At 64.8% G+C, this 23,169-nt stretch carries 25 protein-coding genes and 1 tRNA gene; 11 read left to right on the forward strand and 15 right to left on the reverse strand.

Going from position 1 to position 23,169, the window contains the following annotated elements; translation table 11 throughout:
- Positions 1-43: 43 nt before the first annotated feature.
- Positions 44-1,594 carry a hypothetical protein gene (locus HYR72_12225; protein MBI1815740.1) on the forward strand — a complete coding sequence of 517 codons (1,551 nt, stop codon included), beginning with the start codon at positions 44-46 and terminating at the stop codon, positions 1,592-1,594.
- An 18-nt stretch (positions 1,595-1,612) separates the two neighbouring features.
- Here HYR72_12225 and HYR72_12230 read toward each other — a convergent pair whose 3' ends face one another.
- The 4 genes from HYR72_12230 to HYR72_12245 all read right to left on the reverse strand — a co-directional run bounded on the left by HYR72_12230 (position 1,613) and on the right by HYR72_12245 (position 6,412).
- Positions 1,613-2,731 (reverse strand): ABC transporter substrate-binding protein, encoded by a 1,119-nt coding sequence (locus HYR72_12230; protein ID MBI1815741.1) that lies wholly within the window; start codon positions 2,729-2,731, stop codon positions 1,613-1,615.
- An 83-nt stretch (positions 2,732-2,814) separates the two neighbouring features.
- The gene (locus HYR72_12235) at positions 2,815-4,533 is read right to left on the reverse strand and encodes an AMP-binding protein (protein MBI1815742.1); all 1,719 of its coding nucleotides are present in this window, start codon (positions 4,531-4,533) and stop codon (positions 2,815-2,817) included.
- Between the two features lie 21 nt (positions 4,534-4,554).
- The gene (locus HYR72_12240; GenBank protein ID MBI1815743.1) at positions 4,555-5,199 is read right to left on the reverse strand and encodes a hypothetical protein; all 645 of its coding nucleotides are present in this window, start codon (positions 5,197-5,199) and stop codon (positions 4,555-4,557) included.
- A gap of 4 nt (positions 5,200-5,203) precedes the next feature.
- Complete coding sequence (locus HYR72_12245; GenBank protein MBI1815744.1) at positions 5,204-6,412, reverse strand: CoA transferase; 1,209 nt, start codon at positions 6,410-6,412, stop codon at positions 5,204-5,206.
- 130 nt (positions 6,413-6,542) lie between these two features.
- Between HYR72_12245 and HYR72_12250 the strand changes: the two genes are divergently transcribed.
- Together HYR72_12250 and HYR72_12255 are read left to right on the forward strand one after the other, a co-directional pair.
- Positions 6,543-7,217: a hypothetical protein gene (locus tag HYR72_12250; protein ID MBI1815745.1), complete on the forward strand. Its 675-nt coding sequence runs from the start codon at positions 6,543-6,545 to the stop codon at positions 7,215-7,217.
- Positions 7,218-7,298: 81 nt separating this feature from the next.
- Complete coding sequence (locus HYR72_12255; protein MBI1815746.1) at positions 7,299-7,670, forward strand: VOC family protein; 372 nt, start codon at positions 7,299-7,301, stop codon at positions 7,668-7,670.
- 45 nt (positions 7,671-7,715) lie between these two features.
- Here the strand turns inward: HYR72_12255 and HYR72_12260 are convergent, their stop codons facing one another.
- Positions 7,716-8,633, reverse strand: coding sequence for a crotonase/enoyl-CoA hydratase family protein (locus tag HYR72_12260; protein MBI1815747.1), 918 nt, complete (start codon positions 8,631-8,633; stop codon positions 7,716-7,718).
- A 54-nt stretch (positions 8,634-8,687) separates the two neighbouring features.
- On the opposite strand from HYR72_12260, the gene HYR72_12265 reads away from it, so the two are divergent.
- The 3 genes from HYR72_12265 to HYR72_12275 all read left to right on the forward strand — a co-directional run bounded on the left by HYR72_12265 (position 8,688) and on the right by HYR72_12275 (position 10,176).
- Positions 8,688-9,371, forward strand: a complete 684-nt coding sequence (locus HYR72_12265; protein ID MBI1815748.1) for an NUDIX hydrolase — start codon at positions 8,688-8,690, stop codon at positions 9,369-9,371.
- 75 nt (positions 9,372-9,446) lie between these two features.
- A complete protein-coding gene (locus tag HYR72_12270; protein ID MBI1815749.1) occupies positions 9,447-9,800 on the forward strand; it encodes a type II toxin-antitoxin system Phd/YefM family antitoxin in 354 nt (117 codons plus the stop codon).
- On the forward strand, positions 9,766-10,176 hold the full coding sequence (locus tag HYR72_12275) for a type II toxin-antitoxin system VapC family toxin (protein MBI1815750.1): 411 nt from the start codon (positions 9,766-9,768) through the stop codon (positions 10,174-10,176). The genes HYR72_12270 and HYR72_12275 overlap by 35 nt, the downstream gene beginning before the upstream one ends.
- A gap of 2 nt (positions 10,177-10,178) precedes the next feature.
- On the opposite strand, the gene HYR72_12280 is transcribed toward HYR72_12275, so the two are convergent.
- The 6 genes from HYR72_12280 to HYR72_12305 form a co-directional block, all read right to left on the reverse strand.
- Positions 10,179-11,366, reverse strand: coding sequence for an acyl-CoA dehydrogenase family protein (locus tag HYR72_12280; protein ID MBI1815751.1), 1,188 nt, complete (start codon positions 11,364-11,366; stop codon positions 10,179-10,181).
- Positions 11,367-11,396: 30 nt separating this feature from the next.
- A complete protein-coding gene (locus tag HYR72_12285; protein MBI1815752.1) occupies positions 11,397-12,272 on the reverse strand; it encodes a hypothetical protein in 876 nt (291 codons plus the stop codon).
- A gap of 12 nt (positions 12,273-12,284) precedes the next feature.
- Positions 12,285-13,430, reverse strand: coding sequence for a thiolase family protein (locus HYR72_12290; protein ID MBI1815753.1), 1,146 nt, complete (start codon positions 13,428-13,430; stop codon positions 12,285-12,287).
- Positions 13,427-13,870, reverse strand: a complete 444-nt coding sequence (locus HYR72_12295; protein MBI1815754.1) for an OB-fold domain-containing protein — start codon at positions 13,868-13,870, stop codon at positions 13,427-13,429. Before HYR72_12295 ends, HYR72_12290 begins: the two co-directional genes overlap by 4 nt.
- 97 nt (positions 13,871-13,967) lie before the next feature.
- Positions 13,968-14,732: an SDR family oxidoreductase gene (locus tag HYR72_12300; protein ID MBI1815755.1), complete on the reverse strand. Its 765-nt coding sequence runs from the start codon at positions 14,730-14,732 to the stop codon at positions 13,968-13,970.
- A 14-nt stretch (positions 14,733-14,746) separates the two neighbouring features.
- Positions 14,747-15,118, reverse strand: a complete 372-nt coding sequence (locus HYR72_12305) for a VOC family protein (GenBank protein ID MBI1815756.1) — start codon at positions 15,116-15,118, stop codon at positions 14,747-14,749.
- Between the two features lie 245 nt (positions 15,119-15,363).
- Between HYR72_12305 and HYR72_12310 the strand changes: the two genes are divergently transcribed.
- Positions 15,364-16,026, forward strand: coding sequence for a response regulator transcription factor (locus HYR72_12310; protein MBI1815757.1), 663 nt, complete (start codon positions 15,364-15,366; stop codon positions 16,024-16,026).
- A gap of 13 nt (positions 16,027-16,039) precedes the next feature.
- Here the strand turns inward: HYR72_12310 and HYR72_12315 are convergent, their stop codons facing one another.
- The 3 genes from HYR72_12315 to HYR72_12325 form a co-directional block, all read right to left on the reverse strand.
- On the reverse strand, positions 16,040-16,183 hold the full coding sequence (locus HYR72_12315; protein MBI1815758.1) for a hypothetical protein: 144 nt from the start codon (positions 16,181-16,183) through the stop codon (positions 16,040-16,042).
- On the reverse strand, positions 16,183-16,956 hold the full coding sequence (locus HYR72_12320; GenBank protein ID MBI1815759.1) for a helix-turn-helix domain-containing protein: 774 nt from the start codon (positions 16,954-16,956) through the stop codon (positions 16,183-16,185). Before HYR72_12320 ends, HYR72_12315 begins: the two co-directional genes overlap by 1 nt.
- A gap of 126 nt (positions 16,957-17,082) precedes the next feature.
- Positions 17,083-19,326, reverse strand: a complete 2,244-nt coding sequence (locus HYR72_12325; GenBank protein MBI1815760.1) for a S8/S53 family peptidase — start codon at positions 19,324-19,326, stop codon at positions 17,083-17,085.
- A gap of 313 nt (positions 19,327-19,639) precedes the next feature.
- Here HYR72_12325 and HYR72_12330 point away from each other — a divergent pair, with 313 nt between their 5' ends.
- The 3 genes from HYR72_12330 (at position 19,640) to HYR72_12340 (ending at position 21,141) form a co-directional block, all read left to right on the forward strand.
- Positions 19,640-20,152, forward strand: a complete 513-nt coding sequence (locus tag HYR72_12330; protein MBI1815761.1) for a dual specificity protein phosphatase family protein — start codon at positions 19,640-19,642, stop codon at positions 20,150-20,152.
- Positions 20,153-20,259: 107 nt separating this feature from the next.
- Positions 20,260-20,339: transfer RNA gene (locus tag HYR72_12335), tRNA-Leu, on the forward strand.
- Between the two features lie 211 nt (positions 20,340-20,550).
- Positions 20,551-21,141 carry a hypothetical protein gene (locus HYR72_12340; protein MBI1815762.1) on the forward strand — a complete coding sequence of 197 codons (591 nt, stop codon included), beginning with the start codon at positions 20,551-20,553 and terminating at the stop codon, positions 21,139-21,141.
- A gap of 7 nt (positions 21,142-21,148) precedes the next feature.
- Here the strand turns inward: HYR72_12340 and HYR72_12345 are convergent, their stop codons facing one another.
- A complete protein-coding gene (locus tag HYR72_12345; GenBank protein ID MBI1815763.1) occupies positions 21,149-21,502 on the reverse strand; it encodes a hypothetical protein in 354 nt (117 codons plus the stop codon).
- A 343-nt stretch (positions 21,503-21,845) separates the two neighbouring features.
- Here HYR72_12345 and tig point away from each other — a divergent pair, with 343 nt between their 5' ends.
- The gene (gene tig / locus HYR72_12350; protein MBI1815764.1) at positions 21,846-23,165 is read left to right on the forward strand and encodes a trigger factor; all 1,320 of its coding nucleotides are present in this window, start codon (positions 21,846-21,848) and stop codon (positions 23,163-23,165) included.
- Positions 23,166-23,169: the final 4 nt, after the last annotated feature.

Below are 23,169 nucleotides of genomic sequence, written 5' to 3' on the forward strand. Positions count from 1 at the left end.
GCTATGGGGTCAAGGAACGTTCAGGACTAAAGTGCGTGGGTCAATGCGCTCATGGATTCGGCCGGTGATCGCGGCGCTCCAGCTCGCGGTGATCGTGGTGATTCTACTCAGTTGTGTCCTCTACAGTGTCGTGTACATCGCGCGTTGGCTCGACGATACGACCTACCACATTCCGGCGGCGGTCCGGATCGCGCACAGTTGGAACCCGTACGCGGTCGACTCGCCGGTGGATTCGCACTGGTTCCCGGCGGGCGCCGAGACGCTGGTGGCGGTGCTGGTGTGGGCAACCGGCTCGCTCTACGTCACGAACCTCTCGGGAGCGCTGTGCGCGATTGCGATTGCGGCGTTGATGTATCGTTTCGCGGGACTGTGGTCGAGTGACCCGCTGCCCCGTCTCGCGACCGTAGCGTGTGTGTGCACGATCCCGTTGCTCATCGGTCAATCGCTGGCGTTCTACATTGACATTCATCTGGCGCTGCTGGTGTGTCTCTCGGTCTATCTGCAGGCCGTGTCGTTGTTGCGGCGCGATGCACGCTACGCCTACGTGGGTCTGACCGCAGCGATCCTGACGGCGAGTGTAAAGTACTCGGGATTGCAGTGCGTGCTGGTTCTCGCTCCCGCGAGCGCGTTCTGCGTGATGCGGGCGGCGGCCCCGCGACGGCCACGGGCCGACGCCGTTGCGCTGCTGGCCATCGCGCTGGCGTTCACGGCGGGCTGGTATGTGCGCAATTGGATGTACCGCGGCAATCCGATCTTCTCGTTGGCGGTGCCCGGATGGGCTCAGCCGCTCCTGTCGGTGAGCCCAGCGCCGTACGAGGCCGACGAGGTCGATCCGTTGCATGTGCGAGCGTCGCCGAAGACGGGGTGGCCGCATCCGTGGATGCCGCAGTCGTGGCTCACCCACGACTACAAACCGGACATGACGCACGATGCCTTCGGTGCGAGCGCCGTGGTGTCACTGGCCTGCACCTTGGTGTCCCTCGTGCTGTTGCCATGGCTGCCGGCACGCGAGCGTGAAGTGTGGATCTTCACCGTGCTCCTTGCGACGTTGCTGGTCGTGACCTTGCCCAGCCAGGCGCACGTGCCACGCTACATCCTCTGCGCTCCACTGCTCGCTGGACTTAGCCCGGCGGTGCTGGCGTGCGTCGCCAGTAGGCGCGCAGCGCGCGGGGTGATCGAGGTGCTGTGCGTGGGGATGCTCGCACTGAGTGCGAGCTACGCATACGTGAACCTGTTGGCGCCGGGAACCGAGTGGACCAAGCTGCGCGTCGCCGCGTCGTACCTGTGGCCGTATCGTCCGCATGGGTTACGGCAGGTTGGGTATGCCCAGCCTGGGCACTTGCGGATCGGCTACACGTCGGGTCAGGGCAACATGATCGCTTTGCTCTACGATCCGCACCTCACCAACGAGTTGGTCCCGCTCCACTACCGGAACTACGTCTACAATCACGGGCACGAGGTTGCGTCGCCGGAGGAGTTCGTCGCCCGCGTCCGTGCGCTGCACCTCGACTACATTCACATCTTTGACGAACAGTATCCCGGCGCGGCGCTGTTGCGCGCCAACTTTCCCGACCGGGTGATGCCGCGGCAATAGTCGGGCTCGATTGATCCGTTAGGGTTGCGGCGCGTCGTCCACCGGTTCGTGCAGGGCGACGAACACCGTCTTGCCGCCGGCGATCTTGCGAATCACCAACCAGTCGCCTTTGTACGCTTTGTGATCGTACGGCCCCAGACTCATGTGCGTGCGCGGGCCGCCGTTGGCCGCGGGCAGCATGCGGACCTTCTCCAAACCTTCCTTCAAGCCTTTGGCGGTCAGCAGATTCGCCCGCGCCAGGCCCTCGGCGATCAGGCGGGCCGTGTCGTAGCTGAGCGCGGTTACGGTGTGATCGCGACGCTTGCCGAGCTTGGCGGCGAGGCGATCGAACAGCGGCAGCAAGCGCGGATTGTCTTCACACATCTGATCAATGCCGTGCCAGCCTTCGAGCGCGGCCATCCATTCGGGCTTGGCGTAACAGAACTGAAAGGCGGTGGTCATGATGCGCGGCGGATTCCAGTTCAAGCTGGTGAACATCGGCGCCATCAAGATGGTCGGATAGCCGTAGCCGAGATAGGCGAGACAGTCGGGCCGCTGGTCGCGAATCTTCCGCAACGTGTTTTCGAGATCGTCCGGGACCTGCGTCGTGTACGCTTCAATCAGCACGTCGAGCCGCTGCTGCGCCGCGTAGTAGCGGAAGTTCGACGCGTACTCGACGCCGCCGGGACTGATCTCGTGGATCATCCCGACGGTCTTGTAGCCGGAATTGCGGATCCACGTCGCCATGATCGCGGCTTCCTCGGCAAGGCCGCCGTTGCCGAGGTTGAAGCAGTACTCGCCGAAGTAGCGATCGGTCCCGGTCCACGTGATCGCGGGGACGCCGGTCGCATTGATCACCGGCGCGAGCGCGAGCGAGTTGTCCGTGATCAGCGGGCCGATGGTACACAGCACGCCTTGGTGCACGAGATCGAGGTAACCGTCGATGGTGTTCTTCGCTTCGAGCCGCGGCAGGCCGATCGCTTCCTTCACCAGCAACTCGACCGGCCGGGTGATCACGCCCTGCTCGTACGCTTCGTCGAAGGCGAAACGCAGCGTGGCGAGAAAGTCGTCCTTCGTCCCCATGTCGAGATCGATGAGCACACCGATTTTCGTCGGGGCAAACGAGAGTCCGTGTGGCGTCTGGCGTTGCTTGCTCATCGTCTTCACCTCGGACGCACCCTGAAGGGTGCGGCTACAAACCCGTCGCCGTAGCCGCAGGCTTCAGCCTGCGCTCCCTTCGCCTATTCCTCCAACCGATCCGCGTGCCCCGCCTGCGCGAAGCGTTCGCGGAGCGCTGCGAGGTCGTCCCGCGTAAACGGGCGAAACTCGCTCGCGCCTCGCGGCCGCCAATACACCGGGTCGGCGAGTCGGTCGACAAGAAACTTGTCGCGTTTGAGCACGCGCTTCAGCACCTTGTTGGTGTGAGTGACGGCCACTTCCGTCGCGACACGCACGAACATCGGCCGCCAGCGTGGCGGCAGGTTCGCCGCGCCGTCGATGAATTGCGTGAACGCCGCGGCATCGAAGCTGGTGCCGGTCTGCAGCAGGAGGGTCGCCATCACCTGATCCCCGGCTTCGGGGTCGGGCACGCCGTACACACTGGCCAACATCACGTCGGGGAACTGCGTGAGGCTTTCTTCGATCGGACGGCCGAGAAAATTCTCGCCACCGACGCGCAACCACTCGGCGTCGCGCCCGGCGAAGTAGATGAAGCCGTCGGCGTCGCGGTAGCCCAAGTCGCCGGTGTGGAACCAGCCGTCGCGCGTGCGTTCGCGGGTCGACGCCTCATCCTTGTAGTACCCTTCGAACAGGAACACGCCGCCGGTGTTGACGATCTCTCCAACCGCTTGTTCGGCGTTGAGCAGGTGCGCGGTTTCATCGAAGCGCGCCGTCGGGCACTCGTTGCCTTGCTCGTCGAGAATCTTCACGCCTTCGGCCCGTCCGAGGCTGCGCACGGGATCGCCCGCTTGGCGTGAGAAGCCGACGCCGACTTCGCTGGCGCCGTAGCCGTCGATCACCTCACAGCCGAAGCGCTGCGCGAACGCTTCAATGTATTGCCGGGGTGCTTCGTTGCCGTACGCCAGCCGCAGCGGATTCTCCGCATCGTCGGGTCGCGCCGGCGTATCCATGATGTAGGCGAACGGTGTGCCGACGTAGTTGAAGAGCGTAGCGCGATAGCGGCGGACATCGGCGAGGAAGTTGGTCTTGCTGAAGCGGCGAGTGAGAGCAATGCCACCGCCAGCCGAGAGTGCAGGAATCAGCGCCAGGATCTGCGCGTTGGCGTGATACAGCGGCATGGCACAGTAGACCGTATCGTCCGGCGTGAAGTGACACATGTGCAACGACGCGCCCCAGCCCAGCATCATCAACCTTCCGTGACTGTTGAGCACGCCCTTCGGCGCCTTGGTGGTGCCGGAGGTGAAGATGATCATCAAGAGGTCCGTCGGTTCGACCGGGACATCTGGATCATCAGTCGAAACTGTGGCGAGGGCTTCGTCGAGACCGCGCCACGGTCCCGATGCGGCGCCGGCGACTAACACCGTAACGTGCAATTGTGAATCGTTCCGCAGGGCCGCCTCGAGTTGCTCGGCATAGCGTGGTTCGACGACGATGAGCTGGCAGTCGGCGTAGGCGATGTCGCGCGCGAGGAATTCGCCGGTACGGGTTGGATTGAGCCCGACAAGCGACGCACCCGCCAGCGCGCAGCCGCTCTGGGTGAAGACGAATTCCGGCAAATTGTCCATCAGCACGCCGACGCGAAATGGCCGCGTCGCATCGCGATGGCGCAGGAACAGGTTGGCGTAGCGGCAGGCTTCGCGAAAGGTTTCGACAAATGTCCAGCGCGCGTCCTCGCAGCGCAGAAATACGCGGTCCGCGCTGTCGGCGGCGCGCGCGCGCAAGGCGGCACCCATCGTCGGCGATGGCGAGGCGTTTGGGAGTGGGGCGGTGATCGAGTCCATGGCAGAGGTGGGCAGGGCTGACTAGCAATTGCGTGGCTTCGGATACCAGCCAAGTTTGCCGGCTTCAAACAGGCGAAGGTCGATGCGACCGAGATCACGGCGCATCGCGGGGCTGAGCAGCTCGAAGTGCCGAATGTCGTGCAAGTAGCTCGGTACGGTCCACAGATCTTCTTCGGTGGTCATCCACTCCAGATCATCGAAGCGCGACAGGTCCACCGCGACCGAGTAGCGGCGCAGCGTCTTCTCGCGCCGGAGATTGAAATACGATTCGAAGTACGAGAGCGCGAGCTCGCGCAAACTGCGGAAGACCGGTTCACGGAAGCGGAGGCCGGAGTAGTTGGAGAATGCGATGGCTCCCCAACGAGCGTTGCGTCGGAAGATCGCAACGACGTGGTCGTCGTCCTGCTCCGCTTCGAGATCCATGATCAGCGGCCGATGCCCGTGCAATCGCAGCACCGCCGCCGCGAACATCGCGCCGTCCATGCACTGCGCCGTCCGCTCCCGCAGCACGCGGCGCGGTGAGCGGCAGCCGATCCCCTTCGCATCGTAGTCGATCTCGTCGAGGTATTCTTGGATGCGCCACTCCGGCTGTAACCGCGCGAGGAACCCCGCCTCGCGCGGCGTGAAGCCGAAGGTGCGGCCGTTGAGCCGGGGAGTTCGCTGCATTGCACTAGGCAATGATGCCGCTCGCGCGCAGAGTCGCAAGGCGAGCGGTGTCGTAACCCGCCTCACGCAGCACTTCGTCGGTGTGTTCGCCAAGACGTGGCGGGTGACGGCGCAGGGTCGGGGGCGTATCGTGCAGGCGCACCGGATTGCGAAGGTAGCGGATCGTTCCGGCCTCAGCGTGCTCGGCTTCGAAGACGGTGCGATTGGCGGCCACCTGTGGATCGGCGAGGAACTCGGGTATGCCGTTCGCCGGCGCCAGCGGCGCACCGAAGCGGCGCGCCCGTTCGACCACCGTTGCGGTCGGCAGCTGACGCAGTGCGGTTTCGATCTGCGGGATCAGTTCGACGCCGTTGACGATGCGCAGCATCAAGTTGGCGTAGCGCTCGTCGCCGATCAGATCTTCGCGTTCGAGGACGCGGCAGATCGCGTGGAATTGCGAGTCCTCGATGATCATCATCACCACATGGCCGTCGGCCGTCGCCCAGGCGCGATGAATGTCGGTCAGATTTGGCAAGTGTTTCCACTCGTCGGCCGGCAGGAAGGTCTCGCGGGTGAGTGCTTCGGGCAGCACGAACGCGGCGAACGCGTCGAGCATGGCCAGATCAACGAGCTGACCGCGTCCGCCCGTGCGCTCGCGCGCGAGCAAGGCCGCGAGCACGCCGTAGGTGGCGGTGAGCGCGGTCGACTTATCGGCGATCATGCTTTTGACCAGTTCGGGACCGCGAGCCGCTCCTTGCACCGGCATGAAGCCAGTCAGTCCCTGGATCACCGTGTCGTAGGCCGGATGATCGGCATACGGGCCATCCGGCCCGAAGCCGCTGATGGCGAGGTAGACCAGCTTGGGATTGCGCGCGCTCAGCGTGGCGTAGTCGATGCCCAAGCGCGCGGCGACCTTGGGACGGAAATTCTGCACGATGACGTCGACGCCGCCGGCGAGTCGTTGCGCGATGGCTTGTCCGTCAGTGTGCTTCAGGTCGATCACGACGCTGCGCTTGTTGCGGTTGAAGTGCGTGAACATCGCGCTCAGACCGCCCTTGAATGGTGGCCCCATCATGCGCGTGCTGTCGCCGCGTGGGGCTTCGATCTTGATCACCTCGGCGCCGAGATCACCGAGGATCATTGTGCACATCGGTCCGGAGAAGACGGTGGAGAAGTCGAGCACAGTCAGACCGGCACACGGGCCGGTGGACTTGCCGTTGAGCACGACGTTCATGCGTCGCGTTTATCAGATTCAGGTGAGCGGACGCCAGACGAAACGCAAAAGTCAAAAGTCAAAACGCAAAATGCAAAACTCGGATGGGTCCTTGACTTTAGACCATGGACTTTGGACTCTGGACCCTGTGATGCTCTACCTACACGAAGTCATCGACATCATCGGCGACGGGCAGCAGGCGTACCTCGACACGGTGGGCGAGCGCGCGCAGCACTCGGAGCGTGAAGGCATCTCGCGCCTAGTGGGAACATGGAAAGTGATCGGCAGTACGAACCGCTGGCCGCGCGTCGTCAACCTGTGGGAGATGGATGGCTGGGATCACTGGGCGGCGACGCTGGAACGTCAGTTCCTTCCAGAGAAGAAGGACCCGCACTTGGCGCCGTGGTGGAGCAAGGCGACGCAGTGGCGGAGCGGCGGCTTCGATCGCATCCTCGAACCGGCCGCGTTCTCGCCGACGCGGGATCACCTGCGCGCGACCGGATTGAAATCGTGGGTGTGCGTGCACTCGATCGTGCGTTTGTCGCCGGGGCGCTGCGAGGAATACCTTGCCGCGGTCGGCGAGCTGCTCCTGCCCTTGCTGCGCGCGCATGGGTTCACGTTGATGGGGGCGTACGCCGCGCCCATGCGCAGCGACGAAGCGATCGTGTTGTGGGCCGCGCCCGATTTCCGCGCGCTGTCTCAGTGGTACGCGACGCGCCGCAACGATCCGGCGACCCGCGAATGGACGGCGCGCGTCACCCCATTGCGTGAGGAGTTCGAAACCATGTGGCTGGTGCCGTCGACGTACTGCTTCTTCCATCCGTAGCGTAGCGTGCTCCGTTCCCGTTGTGTTTCTCGGCGAACCGTCCGATGATTTGGTCCGCTGAGCAAACATTGGAGGTGCGTTATGGTGAAGACCGAGGGCCTGTACCACATCCACTTGGTCGTGCGTGATCTCGATCGCGCACTGGACTTCTACCGCGGCGTCTTCGGGATGCAGGAGATGTTTCGCTCCGGAGCCTCGATGGTATTCCTCAATACGCCGGGGAGCCGTGACTTGATCACGTTGAACGAAAATGCCGCCGAGGCCGGGAAGGCCGGCGACGGTGGCGGCATTGCCCATTTTGGATTTCGCATGACCGATGCGGCACAACTCGACAGCGCGATTCGTGATGTGGAAAGTGCAGGTGGGCAACTGCTCAGTCGCGGCGAGCACGCGCCGGGTGTCCCCTATGCTTACGTCCGCGATCCCGACGGCTACGTGATCGAGCTTGGATAGATCGTGGGGTGAGCCCAGCGACTCCTGACGTACCTCGCAACTCCGTCACCGCTTCTTCGATTTTGTAGCGCGCGGCCGGACTACGTTCTCGCGTTTCGGTTGTCGCGTCTTCGGCGCCTGGCTGTAGTCGCCGAAGGGGCCGTCGCGCTTGGCAATGGCCGCGCCGACGCCTTGTTTGCCGGCGACCTCGACGAAGCGAAGCGCCTCGGGTGTGTTGCGCATGAAGCCGTCGAGAATCGGCCCGAGGGTCTGGGTGGCGTGCAGGCCCATGTTTTCGTACGCCTGATTGACGATCAGCTTCATTGCCGCGAGCTGCGACAGCGGAATCTGCGCGAGCCGTTCGGCAGTGTGGCGCACCTCGTCCTCGAGCTGCGCGAACGGCACCGCCTTGTTGATGAGATCGATTTCCGCGGCTTCCTTCCCGCTCAGCGCTTCGCCCGAGAGTGCGAGCCACTTCGCCTTGGTGAGTCCAAGACGATACAGCCACATGCCGGTGAGGTAGCAACCCCAGACGCGCGAATAGGGCGTGCCGATCTGAGCATCCTCCGAGGCGATTACGACATCGGCGCACAGCGCCATGTCGGAGCCGCCGCCGACGCACCAGCCGTGGATCTGCGCGATCACCGGCTTGGGACTGCGCCACAGGCTCATGAACTTCGGAACCGGTCCGGCGAACGTGCTGGTCGCGCCGATCATGTCCTTGCCCGGATCCCAGCGACCGTCGGTTTCGAGCAGGTCTTTGAAGTGGCTGAAGTCGTCGGAGAAATCGAAGCCGGCGCAGAACGCGCGCCCGGCACCGCGCAGGATGATCACGCGCACGTGGCGATCACGATTCGCGGCGATGACCGCCTGCTCGATCTCGTCAGGCATCGGCGGCACGATCGTGTTCAAGCGCTCGGGCCGATTGAGCGTGATCGTCGCGATCGCGCCATCGGTTTCGTAGAGGAGAGTCTTGTAGGCCATGTATCCTCCGGGAGTGATTTGCCTTTGTGTCAGGGCTCGGAGTAACACATCTCCATGCCGGACCGCACGCCTGCGATTGCTCACCCCGCCGCCACCGTTGTTTTGCTCCGCGATAGCGACGGCGGATGCGAAGTGCTGCTGGTGCGCCGCAATGCGCAGTTGGCGTTTCACGGTGGGGCGTGGGTGTTCCCCGGCGGTCGCATCGATCGCGAAGACTACACGGCCGCTGGCAGTGACGACGTCATCGCCGCCGCGCGACACGGTGCAGTGCGCGAGGCTCGCGAGGAAGCCGGGGTCGACATCGCGGTCGACGCATTGGTGTTGGTGTCGCGCTGGATCACGCCCGATGTGCTCCCGAAACGGTTCGACACCTGGTTCTTTGCCGCCGAAGCAGGCGGGCACGATGTGCAAGTCGATGGCGCCGAGATCCACGATCACCGCTGGTTCCGTATCGCTGATGCGCTGGCGGCGCAGAAAGCCGGTGAGATCGACTTGCCGCCGCCGACGTTCGTGACGATTCTCGCGCTCACTCAACACCACAGCGTGCACGCTGCGTTGGCGGCGTTTGCGCGCGGTCCGATGCCGACGTTTGCTCCACGCGTGGCGACGCTCACCGAAGGGCCGTGCACGCTCTACGAAGGCGACGCAGGGTACCAAGACGGCGACGCCACCGCGCCCGGGCCGCGCCACCGCTTGGTGATGATCGACGGCGGATGGCGCTACGAGCGCAGCGATTGAACCAATCAGGTTGCAAGAATCCTCTTGCAACCTAGATGGCGTTTATGTACGATTCGGGCACATTGAGGTGCCACGATGAAACGGATCGGATTGGCGGAAGCGCGCGACAACTTGTCGAGTCTCGTCAATGATGCAGCGCACGGAGGGCACCGTATCGTCATCGAATCGCGGGGCCGGGCCAAGGCGGCGATCGTGCCGATGGCCGATCTCGCGCGGCTTGACGAGGTGGGCGCGGCGAGCCGCGAGGTCGGTAGCCCAATGCTCCGTTGGCTCGCCGAGACGCAGCGGTTGTTGCGGCGTCACCCCGCGATTGCCGCGGGCTCGACGTTGGAGGCCTTGCGTGAAGTGAGGGAGGGGTCCGTTGCCGAGTCGCCCGGTGTGTATCGACGCCAGCGTGGTACTCAAGCTGGTCGTCGTCGAAGACGATAGCCCGCACGCGCAGGCGTTGTGGCAATCGTTGGCGGCGCAAGGGGCGGAGCCAGTCGCCCCCGCGTTGCTTCTCTTCGAGTGCGTCTCGGTGTTGCGGCGATTGGTTGCGCGGCAGACGGTCCGAGCGAGCGCGGCCCGAATCGCATTGGATCAACTGCTCGCGCTACCGATCGCATTTCCAACCCCGGACGGTCTGGTTGATCGGACCTGGCAACTCGCGGCGCACTTCTACCAACCACAGGCGTACGACTGCTTCTACTTAGCCTTGGCCGACCTCTTGCGCATCGATTACTGGACCGCGGATCGGCGATTGTACAACTCGGTACGCGGGCAGCTTCGCTGGGTGCATCTGCTCGACGAACACGCCGAGTCGTGAGTTTAGCGCGGCAGGCCGAGCACGCGCTGCGCGATGATGTTGCGTTGCACTTCCGAGGTGCCGGCATAGATGGTGCCGGAACGCGACCACAGCAGCTCGTAGAACCAGAAACCGTCGTCGACCGCGCGCGCTTCACCGCGGGGCAGTAGACCGATGGGCCCGAGGATCTCGATCGCCGTATCTTTCAAGCGCTGCTCCAACTCGCTCCAGAAGATTTTCAACAGCGAGCCCTCCGCTCCCGGCACGCCGGTGCGGCGGATCTGGGTGACGTTGCGGTAGGCGGTGTAGCGCAGGATGGCGGCCTCGATCGCAAACTGCGCAACCTTCTGCCGGACGAGTGGGTCGTCGGCCGCGCGGGTACCGTTGCGTCGGGTCTTCTGCGCGAGGCGCGCGAGTAAGCGCTGCTCGGCTTGCAGGCGGACATGCGGTGTCGTCCCGGCACGCTCATGACCGAGCGTGGTCATCACCACGTTCCACCCGCCGTTGATTTCACCGACGACGTTGGCTTTGGGCACGCGCACGTCGTCGAAGAACACTTCGTTGAACCAAGCCTCACCGGTCATCTCGCGCAGCGGCCGAATGATGATGCCGGGACTCTTCATGTCGACCAACAGGAAGCTGAGCCCCTTGTGCTTCGCGCCCTCGGTGCTGGTGCGCACCACCAGCATGCACCAGTCTGCGTGCTGGGCGACGCTGGTCCAGATTTTCTGGCCGCTGACGTGGAACTCGTCGCCGTGCAGTTCGGCCTTCGTTCTCACCGAAGCGAGGTCAGAGCCGGCGTTGGGTTCGGAGAATCCCTGGCACCAGATCTCGTCGCCAGCAAGGATGCGCGGAAGAAATCGTTCCTTCTGCCACGGTGCGCCGCAGTGGATGAGGGTCGGCCCAACGAGGCTGAGGCCAATCTTGAGTGCCAGGATGTCGGGGGCGCGCAGGCGGGCGTACTCTTCATTATATATGAGCTGCTCGATGACGCTGGCGCCACGGCCGCCGTACTCCGTCGGCCAGGTGATGCCGGCCCAGCCCCCGTCGCGGAGTTTACCCTGCCATGTGCGCGCGAACGCTACCTGCTCCGCGGGCGTTTCGGGTTGGCAATACGCGGATGTGCCCCAGCCGGCGGGCAGGTTCGCTGCGAGCCAGTCGCGAACGGTGGCGCGGAAGTGTTCTTCTTCAGATGTTGGGTTGAGGTCCATAGGTCGGCGTGTCTTCGCTCTCGGCGTTGATCAGTCTAGTGCCAGTACGGTGCCCGGTTCGCCGCACGTACAAGGTGAAGGGCATAACTGCGCGCGCACGCCGCTGGCATAGCGGAGCAACGGAGTATCGCCGCCGAGCGGGGTGAGGGCGAGGTGTCCGTCGATGATCTCGGCGACGATCGCGTCGTCGACGTGAAAACCTCCGTCTCTACACGAGTGCGCAACAAAGCTGCTTGCCTCCGGCACGGCGAGCCACGTGCGCTGCCAACCGGTGAAACCCGTCGCATCGGACACCGGCGGCAGAGCCATCGGTGTCGCGCCGCGCCGCAGCCACACGATGCCGCGCCACCACGGACGCGAGGCCGGGGGGGTCGCGCCGAACAAGCGCGGTGCGGCAACGGGGTCGAGCACCAGCACGTCCGGCTGGACGCGATCGACTAGCTCCCAGGCTTGCTTGGCGGCTGCATCGCTCTCGATCGCCCCGAGCGGCACATCCAACCCACTGAGGTCCTCGACTACGTCGCCGAGCAGCAGCGAGCCGGGTGTGACCAGTGCGCCGGGCAAAGTATTCGCGATCCGCATGCCGGCGGTCGCACCGAGTCGTCCGAGCATACGCGCGCCGGCCTGACGTTCCCGCGCGAGATCAGCCGCCGACCACGTCAGCACGAGCAGATCATCGCCGCTGCCAGTGCTGCCTGCGCGTACCGGATGACCGGCGTCGGCGAACCGTCGCGAGCCGTGCGGACGATGGGCGAGCTGATCGCGAACGAGTTCTGCGCGGGTCGTCAGCGGCAGGCGCGCGAGTTCCTCGGTACCCGCCGCCGCGACGCGCTCCCGATAGAACTCTGATGGTGCGCGCTGGATGCGCGCGAACAACGCGCACAGCGCGGTGGCTTCGTCTGTCACCCTTCGCAAACCTTAGTCGCGTTGCAAGATGTGAATCACGCACACGCTGCCGCCGCCCATCATGTGGCAGAGGCCGATGCGGGCGTTTTCCACCTGTCGCTTGCCCGCTTCGCCGCGCAACTGCAGCGTCGTCTCCCAAATCTGCGCGAGACCGGTCGGGCCACCGGGATGACCGCGCGCGATCAGCCCGCCATCGGTCGAAACGGCGACGCGGCCATCACGTTCGAAGTCGCCTTGCTCGATGCACTTCTCCGCTTCGCCGACCTTACACAGACCGAGCAGTTCGTAGTATTCCAGCTCCTCGATGGCAAAGGCGTCGTGGACCTGCACGAGATCGAGATCGGAGGGACCGACGCCGGCTTCCTCGTAGACATTCTTCGACGTGTCGATCGTCATCTGCGCGGGGCCGACCACCGGGCCCATGAACAGATGGCCGCGGGCGTATTTCTCGCTTTGCAGATCCGAGGCAGTCACGCGCACAACCGGACGATCCGGGCGCAGCTTCTTCGCGAGGTCGGCGCGGCCGACGATGGCGCACGCGGCGCCGTCGCCCATTGGGCACGACATCATGGTCGTGAGCGGCCACGCCACCATGCGCGCCCCGAGAACCTTCTCGGGGGTGATGAACGTATCGGCTTGCCGCTGCGCCATCGGGTTGAGTGCGCCGTTGTTGAAATTCTTCGCCGCGATCTTGGCGAGATGCTCCGCCTTCATGCCGCGCTCGTGCATGCGGCGCGTGGCCCACAACGCGAAGAATCCGGCTGGAAGAATGGCATCCTCCATGTTTTCGGGCGCGGTGCCTTGGGTCGACTGCTGAATCATCGTCGTCATCTTGTCGAAGCCCAGCACCATCACGACATCGGCGTGACCGGCGGCCACTTGCAAGCAGGCTTCGCGAAACGCGGCCGAGCCGGTGGCCGACGCGTTTTCGATCCGCTGCACCGGGATGCCGGTGAGGCCGAACTCCTTCATCACGCGCACACCCGACATCACCTGCGCGAAGATGTGGCCGACGTAGGCCGCGTTGACATCGCGGAACGAGAGGCCCGCATCGCGCAGCGCAGCCATGCCGGCCTCGCGGGCCATCGTGGCGTTCGAGACGTCGTAGTACATCCCAAAACGGTACATCCCGACGCCAAGGACTGCGACGTCTCTCATCGTCCTGCCTCCACCGGCCGGAAGCGGACGATCACGATGTCGCTGCCCCCGTCTTCGCGTAACGTGTTGAGTTCGGCCTCCAGCGTTTGCCCGATGCGGAACTCGCCTTGCTTGCCGGCGAGTGGCAACTGCACGCGCGGCCCTTCGGGCAGATCGACTTGGCCAACGCCGTAGCCTTCCGCGTGTTCGAGATTGCTCGAACCAAACAGCGGCAGGTGGACGAAGGTGTAGCTATACAATGTCCCGCGCGGCCCCAGCTCCACATCGCTCGTCTTCTCCGAGAGACATTCGGGGCGCGCGCAAATCGCCCGGCGCGGAAAGTAATGCTCACCGCAGTCCTGGCACTTGGTGCCGAGCAACTTCGGTGGCAGGCCAGGATCGTCGGGGATCGTGAAGTAGCCGGGTTTGATCGGCACCCGCGGCCGCGTCGCAGTGGTCATGGCGGCTTGAGGTATCCCAATGAACGTTTGTTAGTCAAGTAAGGCGACGCTGCGCTGCTGTGAAGAGCAGCTGGCCGGCTCACGCTCGTGTTGGGTCCTAATTCGCTCGCGAGCGGATCGTGAGGTGGTGTACGCTGGCCGGGTCGGGTTGTGAGAGTTGGAAGACAACGGCGCGTGCGACCGCGTCGGGTTGCAGCGTCGGTGTCTTCGGGTTGAGCAACCCGAGTTCCTTCCAGCGCGTGATGGCGGCGGGCAGGATCGCCCTGTCGAAGTTCGATGCGAAGTCGGTGCCGCCGACATTGTGGATCTCGATCGTCATCACCCGCACGCCGCGCTCGGCGACTTCGGCGCGGAGGCCGTCGGACAGCGTGTGGATCGCGGCTTTGGACGCAGCGTAGACCGCGAGATAGGGCCACGCTTCGTGCGCGGAGGCCGAGGTCATGTTGAGAATGTCGCCGTGGCCGCATGGCAGCATGTGGCGCAGCGCCGCGCGGCAGGCGACGAGCGTTCCAAGCACGTTGGTTTCGAATATCGCGCGCCACTCGTCGGTGCGGCCCTCGGCGATCGCGCGCACGGTGCCGATGGCGGCGTTGTTGACGAGCGCGTCGAGTCGGCCGAAGCGTTCGACCGCAGTGGTGACGAGCCGTTCGACCTGGGCTTCGTCGCGCATGTCAGTGGCGACGAACTCGGCGCTGCCGCCGCCGGTGCGAATCGCGGCGCACACCTCCGCCAGCCGCTCGGCGCGGCGCGCGCCGAGGACGACCTTCATTCCTTCAGCGGCCAATGCGCGTGCAGTTACCGCGCCGATCCCAGCCGATGCGCCCGTAACGACTGCAACCTTGCCTTCTAGTGCCGCCATCATCTCCTCCTCGCGACTCAAGGAATCAGCGCACGCTGAATGAACTCGACGCGGTTGCCGAACGGATCGCGGAACTCGAACCGCGTGTAGCCCGGGATCGGGATGCCATCGAGGGTCGTGGTGCCGTGTTGTTCGAGGCGTGCGCGCCAGCTGGCGAGAGCGCTGACCTCGTACGCGACGTGCGATTTGGTGGCGGTGCGATCTACGCCATCTTCCGTGCCGACGTGGACCTGGCTGTCGCCAACTTGCAACCACAAGCCGCCGCGGCCGCGCAGCTCTTCCGGCTTCTCGACTTCGCGCAGACCGAGCACTCCGCAGTAGAACTGACGCGCCTGATCCTCGGAACCCTGCGGGATGGAGATTTGAGCATGATGCAGTCGGAGGATCACGGTCAGCTACCTTCTCACGGGCAGGCTCGTTTTGCCACGAGCGGACTCGGCACATCCAGACCTGTGGCGATGGGACGGCGCGGTTGTGTGGGCTGGAGGCTACACACTCCGCGGCGAAACCGCGAGCCAGCGAGGAATTGATTTGGATCACCTCCCCCCTTTGTTAGTGATGTGAGCGAGAGTATGATTGCCTCCGTCAACTTGCTCAGCTTGCAACTACGTGAGGACGTTGCGTGTCCACCGGAGTGACAACCGATCCGATTACAGTCTTGGTGGCGGACGATCATGCGATTGTCCGAGAAGGCATCGTCTCGCTGTTAGGCGCCGAGCCCGACCTGCTGGTGGTGGGGGAGGCTGCCGATGGGAAGGAGGCGGTGCAGACGGCGGAGCGGCTGCATCCACAAGTGGCGGTGCTGGATGTCTCGATGCCGCGGCTCAACGGCTTGACCGCCGCGTATCAGATACGCCGCGCGCTGCCCGACACTGCCATCATCGTGCTGACGGTTTACAACGACCAAGCGTACGTGACGCAAGCCCTCGGCGCCGGCGTGCGCGGCTATGTCCTCAAGCAGGCGGTGGCGCCCGAACTCGCGCAAGCGATCCGTGCGGTGCATCGCGGCGAGGTGTACCTCAGCGCCGAGATTGCGAACCTGACGCCGTGGTATTGCAAAGACGCGCGCTCAACCGGCAACGATCAGGACGGACCTTTTGATGATCTGACCGTGCGCGAAGTCGAGGTGCTGCAACTGATCGCCGAGGGGCTGAGCAACAAGGAGGTCGCGCAAGAACTCCAGGTCAGTGTGAAGACCATCGAAACCCACCGCACCCGGCTCATGAGCAAGCTCGACATCCACGATACGGCAGGGTTGGTGCGCTACGCGATTCGGAAAAAGATCGTGCAACCCTGAGTGACGCTGCGGATCAGGGCGCGCTCAGCCACAACCACAGCGCGCTTCCCAGGCCGACCCACAACAACACGCTCACTCCCAGCCCGCTCACAAAGCCCAGCAGCGGCAGGCTGGAGCGCTCAGGCGCGACTATCCACGTGTCGCCGCGAAGGTGCATCACCGCCGTTGGGCCGGGGTGTAGTGGGGTCGTGCGGCGCCGGAATATGACGCGAGCGCGTGGTCCATGTTGGTCCCTTCGGTCGCCGATCCACTCAATCCGGCCACCCCTGCGGTGAGGAAGTGATCGAGCCAGCGACGGATGCTTCCCTTGCCGAGGTGGAAGGCGTGGGCGACGGCGCTGATGCTGGCACCATCGGCGATGGCCAACACCGCACGGGCGCGTCGTGCCTGGTCGATACGGGGATGGCGCACGAGTTCGACCAGTTGGTGGCGGACCTCCGGTGAGATTGGCACTCCTTCCTTGCCCCGGCGCCAGAACTCCCGCGGGTGTTCGCTGATGGCGAGCAGCTGACGTAACCGTTCCACACTGATGCTGGCGACGACGCGCTCGTGGACGAGATGATCGCGCAGCTTGTAGAGTGACCACGCGTTGAATGGTTCACCGAGCATCGCGGGCGAGGTATCCGCGCGGCGGTTGATCTCTGCGCGCGCGGCCGCGTCAAACACCACGTTCTTCGGTTTGCCGGCATTGCCGTGCCGCAGCCCCGCGAGGCCCTCGATGCGATACCTATTCAGCCAGCGGCGAACGCTGTCGCGATGCAAGCCTACGCTGCGGGCGATCGCGCTCAGCGGCAGGCCGTCGGCGCGGGCAACAATGATCCGTGCGCGGCGTGCGATTCCGCGCGGACCGTCCGCCGCGACGCGCTCGACTTCGGTGCGCGCTTCGGGAGTAAGTTCAAGACGACGAGCCGCATTTTTTCGGTAGTCCATGAGACGCATGCTGCCACATTTGGTGTGCGGCAATACTCAGGTGACAACCGGACAAAGCCCGAGAGATACGCCCTACAACCGCAACGAATCGGCGCCCCGGTGTGATCGCGCGTACGGCTCTCGGCATCATTCGGGGCAGATGCCGGTGCCGGGTTTGGTGGCGGTGAGTTCCAACATCACGATGCCATTGTGGCGCAGCCGCAGCGGTTGACACCGCAGTGGGGTCGGGCACGCCTGTCCACTGAGGTTGCGCGAATCGAACCGGACCGCGCCGCTGGTGGCGCCGTCGGCGCGCGCCAGCACCACGAGCGTCGCGATCTGGTGCGTGCCCGCAAAAAGCTGGTACGGCCCGGCCGGAAGCCCGCTGGCCGTCGCCCGGAACTGCTCCGCGCCGTTGGCGCTGCGATAAGTAACCGCTCCGCTCGCGCCGCGCGCGCGGCCAGGGTTGTCGAAGCGGGCGCGCATGTGAACCCGCGGCGGGGCCTGAAACGGAAAGTCACCGCGGAACAGCACACGGGCGCTGATGTCGATCAAGGTCACCTGGTGCCCGCGGGGATCAACGCCGTTGAGCGGCGCGTGCGCGCGACCACTCGCTCCGACCGCGAACTCGATCACCGGATCGTCGTCGATGGCAAGCCGGTACAGCCCAGGACTCAGTCCGCGCACCGCAACGGTACCGCGAGTCTGACTGCAGCGGGCACTGAGGGTGACACGCACGGTGCCGGAGGTCGCTGCCGGCTCTGGATAGAGGTAGCTCATGATGCTGCTGCCACCAACGACGGAGTGCGCTGTCGCTGGTGTGGCGAGCGATTGTGCGAGTGTCCAGGCGTCAGGAACGCCCCAGCCGGTTGGGAAGTCCCAGCCCGCGCCCGCGGTGTAGTGCCCGTTGCTGCCGGCAACAATGTCGGTGAAGGGGACGGTTGCGGCAGTTGGTTGCAGCGCCGCATCGCACAGCGCGGCACCGGCGGCGCCGATCGTGGGTTGCGTGTGCTGGCCGCGATACTGATTGATGAGCGCGAGCAACGCGGCCCAGATCGGCGTCCCAAGACTGGTCCCGCCGTACGCCCACCAGGTGCCGTTGTTGACGACGTAGTAACCGGTGGCCGGATCCGCGTTGAGCGCAACATCGGCCGACTGCCGCCAGCCGCTCAATCCGGTTTGCCACGTCGGCTGTTGCCACAGAGTGCTGGTGCCGCCACCGCTGCCCTGCCACGCTTGCTCGCCGACGCGGTAGCCCCTGTCGTCCACCGCGAGTGTGGTGCCGCCGATTGCAGTGACGAGCGGATCGGATGCCGGATAGTTCACCCCGAGCACATCCGGACCGCAGTCAAAGGCGCCGCTGTCGCCTGAGGCGGCGACGACGCTGATGCCCAACGCAGCCGCCTTCTCGAAGATTGCGTGACTCTGATCGAGATACGCTCGCGGCATAGTGCGCTCGCACAGACCCCAACTGATGGTCATCACCGCGGCGCGATTCTCGCTGACGATGCGGTCGTAGACGCTGGTGAAGGTGGAGACGTAGCTATCGGCGCCCACGTAGGCGAGCACGCGCGCACCGGGGGCCATGGCGCCGGCCCACTCGATGTCGAGCGTCGTTTCATCGATCGTGCGTGTGGCGGTGCCGCCGACCGGGATCACCTCGAGCAGGTCGGGCCGTCGCTCGATGCCGAGCGTGCGCCAGAACTCGCGGACATCGCTGAGCTGAAATCCGAACGCGGTCGCCACCGCGATGGTGGTGGCCCGACTGCCGTCGCCGCGCAGTCCGGCATCGTAGAACGGCGTCAGGTTATACGCCTGCGCGATTGCGCCGGGAGTGAAGGGCAAGCTCTCTTGCGATGGGATCCGCGGCCCGGTGTTGTTGGCGCGCAGCTGCGTCCGGTTCTCGGGGCTCTGAACGCTGGTGACGGTTGCGGCGAGGTACGCCGGCAGTGTTGGTTCGCGATCCGGCGCGTAGACGATGTGACCGCTGTCTTCATGCTTGATCACGCTCACGGCGAAGGTGCGCTCCACAGCGTCGATGGTGCCGTGGGCGTTGATCAAAAATCCGGAGGGGCTCACGTCGCTGACGCTGAGACCCTGTTCGGTGAGATGCGAGACGATGGCCGCCACGTCGTCGTACGCCGGACCGAACCGCTCATCGAATTCGGCGGTACTGAGGTATTGGCGGTAGTGTGGCGAGTCTGGGTCGTGCAGTTGCAGCAGCAGTTGGGCGAGTTCCTGCCGATGGCGCACGCGGGGACCGACCACGACGGCGAGATCGGGCGCGGGAGCGCTCCGCAGCTGGGGATCACGCGCGAATGCGGCGACGGTGGTCGTGGCGATGGCGAAGGCCAGCGCGCTGGCTGCTACAACAAGGATACGGGTGGTCACCAATGCTCGCTTGCACGGCGGTCATTGCGCAACTCTTCCTTCGCAGGGGGCCTCCGCTTCGGGGATCGCAGCCGAGTCCGGGAGCCTGACTCAGCGTAGAGCAGCACATATACCACAACGAGAAAGCGCTCGGGCCAACTCGCAGCCGCTCGGGTGCGGTCACCCCCATGTCATCAAAGCAACGAACGGGGCGAGGGCATCGCGGTAGTGCCGATTCCCCGCGTTACCGGCGTTGCGCGCGGTTGTGGCCCGGCTACGTTTGACGCATCATGGGCCTCGCACTTTCGGTCCCTCATTTGGTGTGCGAAGCCACATGCCCTACCGACTCTCTGATCCTTCAGTGCCGCCGACGCGTGATCGCCGACCGGATCTCGACGAGGTGTGGCCGAATCTGTTGATTGGGGAATTCCTGCGTCCGGAGGACATCGCGTGGCTGGGTCGCGAACATCGCGTCAGCACGGTGTTCAGTCTGCAAGACGCAGACGATCTCGCGGCTACTGGTCTCGACATCGACATTCTACAGCGCGCCTATGCCGCGGCTGGCCTGCGCTTTGAGCGGGTGCCGGTGCCGGACTACGAGCCGAGTCGCATGCTCGCGGTGCTGGATCGATTGCTGACCCAGTTGGCCGGTTCACTGGGTGGCGGCGAGCGCGTCTACCTCCACTGCAATGCCGGGATGAATCGCGCGCCGACGGTGGCGATTGCGTATCTGCACACGAACCATGGGTACAGCTTGCGCGCGGCCTGCGATCTCGTCAGAGCGCGCCGCACCTGCGCGCCGTACCTGCAACTGCTGCAGACGCACTTTGGTAAAGGCTCGCGCTGACTCGGCGTGCCAGCGATCGCGCGGGGCAACTTGAGCGCAACTTGCTAGAAGGGCCGGCGGCCTGCTACCTCATCGCTCGCTGTGACTGTTGGTGGGCGCACGCGATCGCGAGAGTGGCGGAACTGGCAGACGCGCTGGACTTAGGATCCAGTGGGCAACCGTGGGGGTTCGAGTCCCCCCTCTCGCATTTCTGTCCTCACGTATACCCGCGCCTCTTTCCCGGATTGTCCCCCACCGGAGCGTAAAGCGGGGGACATTTCCACGCGATTGCGGAATCGAAAGGACGCGACTGTGAGGCTCGATCATAGCGACCAGCTGCTTAGTCGCGATTGCGTGTCGTCAGACGTTCCGGAGGACGACGCCCGCGAAAAGCTCGGCATCCGCTCGCGCGCGTTCGCATGATCGCCGAGTACCTCCAGCGTCTCGCGTGGGACCCGACCGCCCCAGTGCCCGCGGGGTGGCCGCACGGGTGGTGGGGAGTGCTCTTGCTCTTTTGCATTCCGGGCGGCTTGGGCATCCCGCCTGGCGTGCTGCTCGGCAACCACAGCGGTCTCGGCCCGATCGTCATGAGCGTCCTCTACTTCGCCTCGGACATCGTGCTGGCGTGTGTGTTCGAGCCGCTGCTCGTCATCCTGGCGGCACTGGCGGATCGCCTGTCGTTCGTGAGTCGCGCGGGCAAAGCGGTTCTCGCCATGATCACGCGAACGATGCCGGCGGGCAGCGCGTCGGCGCCGCTCGGAATCGCGCTCACCGCGTTCGGGGCCGGGCTCCCGTTCGGCCGCGCGCTCGCGGCCGCAGCCGGCTTTGGTCTGGTGTCGAGCTGGCTCTTCACCATCGCCGGCGACATGGCGTACTTCGGGCTCGGCATGGCCTCGACGCTGTGGTTCGATGACCTCCTCGGCGACCCGCGGATGGCGGCGTTGGCGGGACTCGCTGTCATGTTCGTCGTCCCGTCGATGATCCGCCGCTGGCAGCGGCGCGCGCGCTAGGCGCTCTCTAGTCGTCGCCTGCGTCGGAGACCACAGTGCAGACTGGATACCCCGTGGCATTCGGCGGATTGAGGACGCCGTTCAACGCACAGGAAACCACGGCTCCGTGAGCACTGCAGGTGTCGGGAGCGTAGACGGTGTACGTGTCGTACAAGATGATCGATGTTCCCGCGGCGATCTGCGTTCCCCAGGCGGTGACACAGACAGGTGGGGGATTGTTGACGCAGGCACAGGTGCTTCGGTATCCACCTCCGCGGCCGCTGCCTCCGTGACACACCGCGTGTTGACCCGGAGGGCAAGTGATCGCCCCAGCCGGAGTCCCTAACAGCAAGATTCCCAACAACACCAACGTCGTCTTCATTGTCTTCCTCTCCTTTCCTTCGTGCAATGGCCGAGTTCACAGAGAGGGATGCAAAGGTTCCTCGGAATATTGCATGAGTCTCTCACGGCGGCGGCGCGCCAGAGTGGCGCGCGACGGTTGATGCTGAAAACTCTCGGGCGCAGCCTACGCGCCAACTCTCCCAGCCGACGCGGCACGCACGACATACGCGCCACAGTGATCTATGCGTCGCACTCCGCTCGCGACACGCGTCACCCTGACGACCTCACACCTGCGCTGTTATCAGCCGCATGCGACAATGCTTTCCTTGAATCACTCCTGCGCGTGTGGTTAACGAATTCCTGGAGATCATGTGTACGAAGCAATGCTGAAGGTCGAAGTTGAGACAGTCGATCCGGTGCGGCGACGGTTGGCGATCGAAGTGCCGGAGCAGGAAGTGCGCGCGGAGATCGAGCGCGCGTATGGAGAGTTGAGCCGGCACGCCAAGGTGCGCGGGTTCCGCCCGGGCCGCACGCCGCGACCGGTGCTGGAGCAGTTGTTCGGCGATCAGGTGCGCGCCGATGTCTTCGGCAAGTTGATTCAGAAGTCCTACGAAGAGGCGCTGCGCGAACGCGGCCTCGCCGTAGTGAGCGAACCCAAGATCGTCACGGAAAAAGCCGAGCCGGGGGCGGCGCTACGCTACTCGGCAACCGTCGAAGTAAAGCCCGACGTTGTGGCCGAGCGTTACACCGGCTTCCAAGTCACGCGGCCGCTGACGCCGGTGAGCGACGCGGACGTCGATGCCTATCTCACCCGGTTGCAAGAATCGCTGGCGCAATTGCAGCCGATTCTTGATCGCACGACCGTGCGACATGGCGACGTGGTGACGTTGACCTACGAAGCGCGCCGCGAGCAGCGTCTGATCGGTCGCGGCGACAACCGTCTGGTCGAGATCGGCCGCGGCGCGTTCTCGGAGAATTTCGACGCGCAGATGGAAGGGGTTGAAGTAGGATCGACACGCGAGTTCGATGTGGCCTACGCACCGGATCACGCGAACGCGGAGTTGGCGGGGCACACGATCATCTTCCGCGTCACCGTTCACGCGTTGGCTCGCAAGGACGTGCCGGCGCTGGATGACGACTTCGCGAAGGATCACGGCGAGTGCGAGACGTTGGCTGCGCTACGCCAACGAGCGCGCCAACAGCTCGAAACGCAAGCGGCGCACCGTGCCGACGAGGCGGCACGCGCAGCGCTGATCGAACAATTGGTGGCGGCCCACGACATCGTGGTGCCCGATGCGATGGTGCATCGCCGCGCCCACGGACTTGCCGAGGATGTGATGCAGTCGGTGCGTGATCCGCGTTTGCGCCAGAAGGACACGCACGGGCAGATCGAGCGTCTGGCCGGCGAGTTGGAACCTGAGGCGCGGCGGCAAGTGAAAGCGGCGTTGGTGCTCGAGGCGATCGCACGCCAAGAAATGCTGGCGGTGAGTGATGACGAACTGCAGGCGCAGGTCGACGAACAGGTCACGCAAGCCGGCCGCAGTGCGGAGCAAGTGCGGGCGATGTATCAAGACAGCGACACGCGGGGCGCCCTGCGCGCCCGCATGCTGCAGCAACGCGCGCTCGATCTCGTGGCGACGCGGTCCACCATCACCACCACCGAACACACGATCAGCGTTGCTGACGCGGAACAAAACGGCTAGGATT

Source organism: Deltaproteobacteria bacterium (assembly GCA_016178705.1).
GTDB lineage: Bacteria > Desulfobacterota > Binatia > HRBIN30 > JACQVA1 > JACOST01.

Bases quoted from the DNA above. Each gene is read 5' to 3' on its own strand.
- HYR72_12225 (MBI1815740.1), top strand. From the start codon at position 44: ATGCGCTCATGGATTCGGCCGGTGATCGCGGCGCTCCAGCTCGCGGTG.
- HYR72_12295 (MBI1815754.1), bottom strand. From the start codon at position 13,870: ATGACCACTGCGACGCGGCCGCGGGTGCCGATCAAACCCGGCTACTTC.
- HYR72_12230 (MBI1815741.1), bottom strand. From the start codon at position 2,731: ATGAGCAAGCAACGCCAGACGCCACACGGACTCTCGTTTGCCCCGACG.
- HYR72_12250 (MBI1815745.1), top strand. From the start codon at position 6,543: ATGCTCTACCTACACGAAGTCATCGACATCATCGGCGACGGGCAGCAG.
- HYR72_12260 (MBI1815747.1), bottom strand. From the start codon at position 8,633: ATGGCCTACAAGACTCTCCTCTACGAAACCGATGGCGCGATCGCGACG.
- HYR72_12290 (MBI1815753.1), bottom strand. From the start codon at position 13,430: ATGAGAGACGTCGCAGTCCTTGGCGTCGGGATGTACCGTTTTGGGATG.
- HYR72_12315 (MBI1815758.1), bottom strand. From the start codon at position 16,183: ATGCACCTTCGCGGCGACACGTGGATAGTCGCGCCTGAGCGCTCCAGC.
- HYR72_12320 (MBI1815759.1), bottom strand. From the start codon at position 16,956: ATGGACTACCGAAAAAATGCGGCTCGTCGTCTTGAACTTACTCCCGAA.
- HYR72_12330 (MBI1815761.1), top strand. From the start codon at position 19,640: ATGCCCTACCGACTCTCTGATCCTTCAGTGCCGCCGACGCGTGATCGC.
- HYR72_12270 (MBI1815749.1), top strand. From the start codon at position 9,447: ATGAAACGGATCGGATTGGCGGAAGCGCGCGACAACTTGTCGAGTCTC.
- HYR72_12340 (MBI1815762.1), top strand. From the start codon at position 20,551: ATGATCGCCGAGTACCTCCAGCGTCTCGCGTGGGACCCGACCGCCCCA.
- HYR72_12345 (MBI1815763.1), bottom strand. From the start codon at position 21,502: ATGAAGACGACGTTGGTGTTGTTGGGAATCTTGCTGTTAGGGACTCCG.
- HYR72_12265 (MBI1815748.1), top strand. From the start codon at position 8,688: ATGCCGGACCGCACGCCTGCGATTGCTCACCCCGCCGCCACCGTTGTT.
- HYR72_12300 (MBI1815755.1), bottom strand. From the start codon at position 14,732: ATGATGGCGGCACTAGAAGGCAAGGTTGCAGTCGTTACGGGCGCATCG.
- HYR72_12280 (MBI1815751.1), bottom strand. From the start codon at position 11,366: ATGGACCTCAACCCAACATCTGAAGAAGAACACTTCCGCGCCACCGTT.
- HYR72_12235 (MBI1815742.1), bottom strand. From the start codon at position 4,533: ATGGACTCGATCACCGCCCCACTCCCAAACGCCTCGCCATCGCCGACG.
- HYR72_12245 (MBI1815744.1), bottom strand. From the start codon at position 6,412: ATGAACGTCGTGCTCAACGGCAAGTCCACCGGCCCGTGTGCCGGTCTG.
- HYR72_12240 (MBI1815743.1), bottom strand. From the start codon at position 5,199: ATGCAGCGAACTCCCCGGCTCAACGGCCGCACCTTCGGCTTCACGCCG.
- HYR72_12255 (MBI1815746.1), top strand. From the start codon at position 7,299: ATGGTGAAGACCGAGGGCCTGTACCACATCCACTTGGTCGTGCGTGAT.
- tig (MBI1815764.1), top strand. From the start codon at position 21,846: ATGCTGAAGGTCGAAGTTGAGACAGTCGATCCGGTGCGGCGACGGTTG.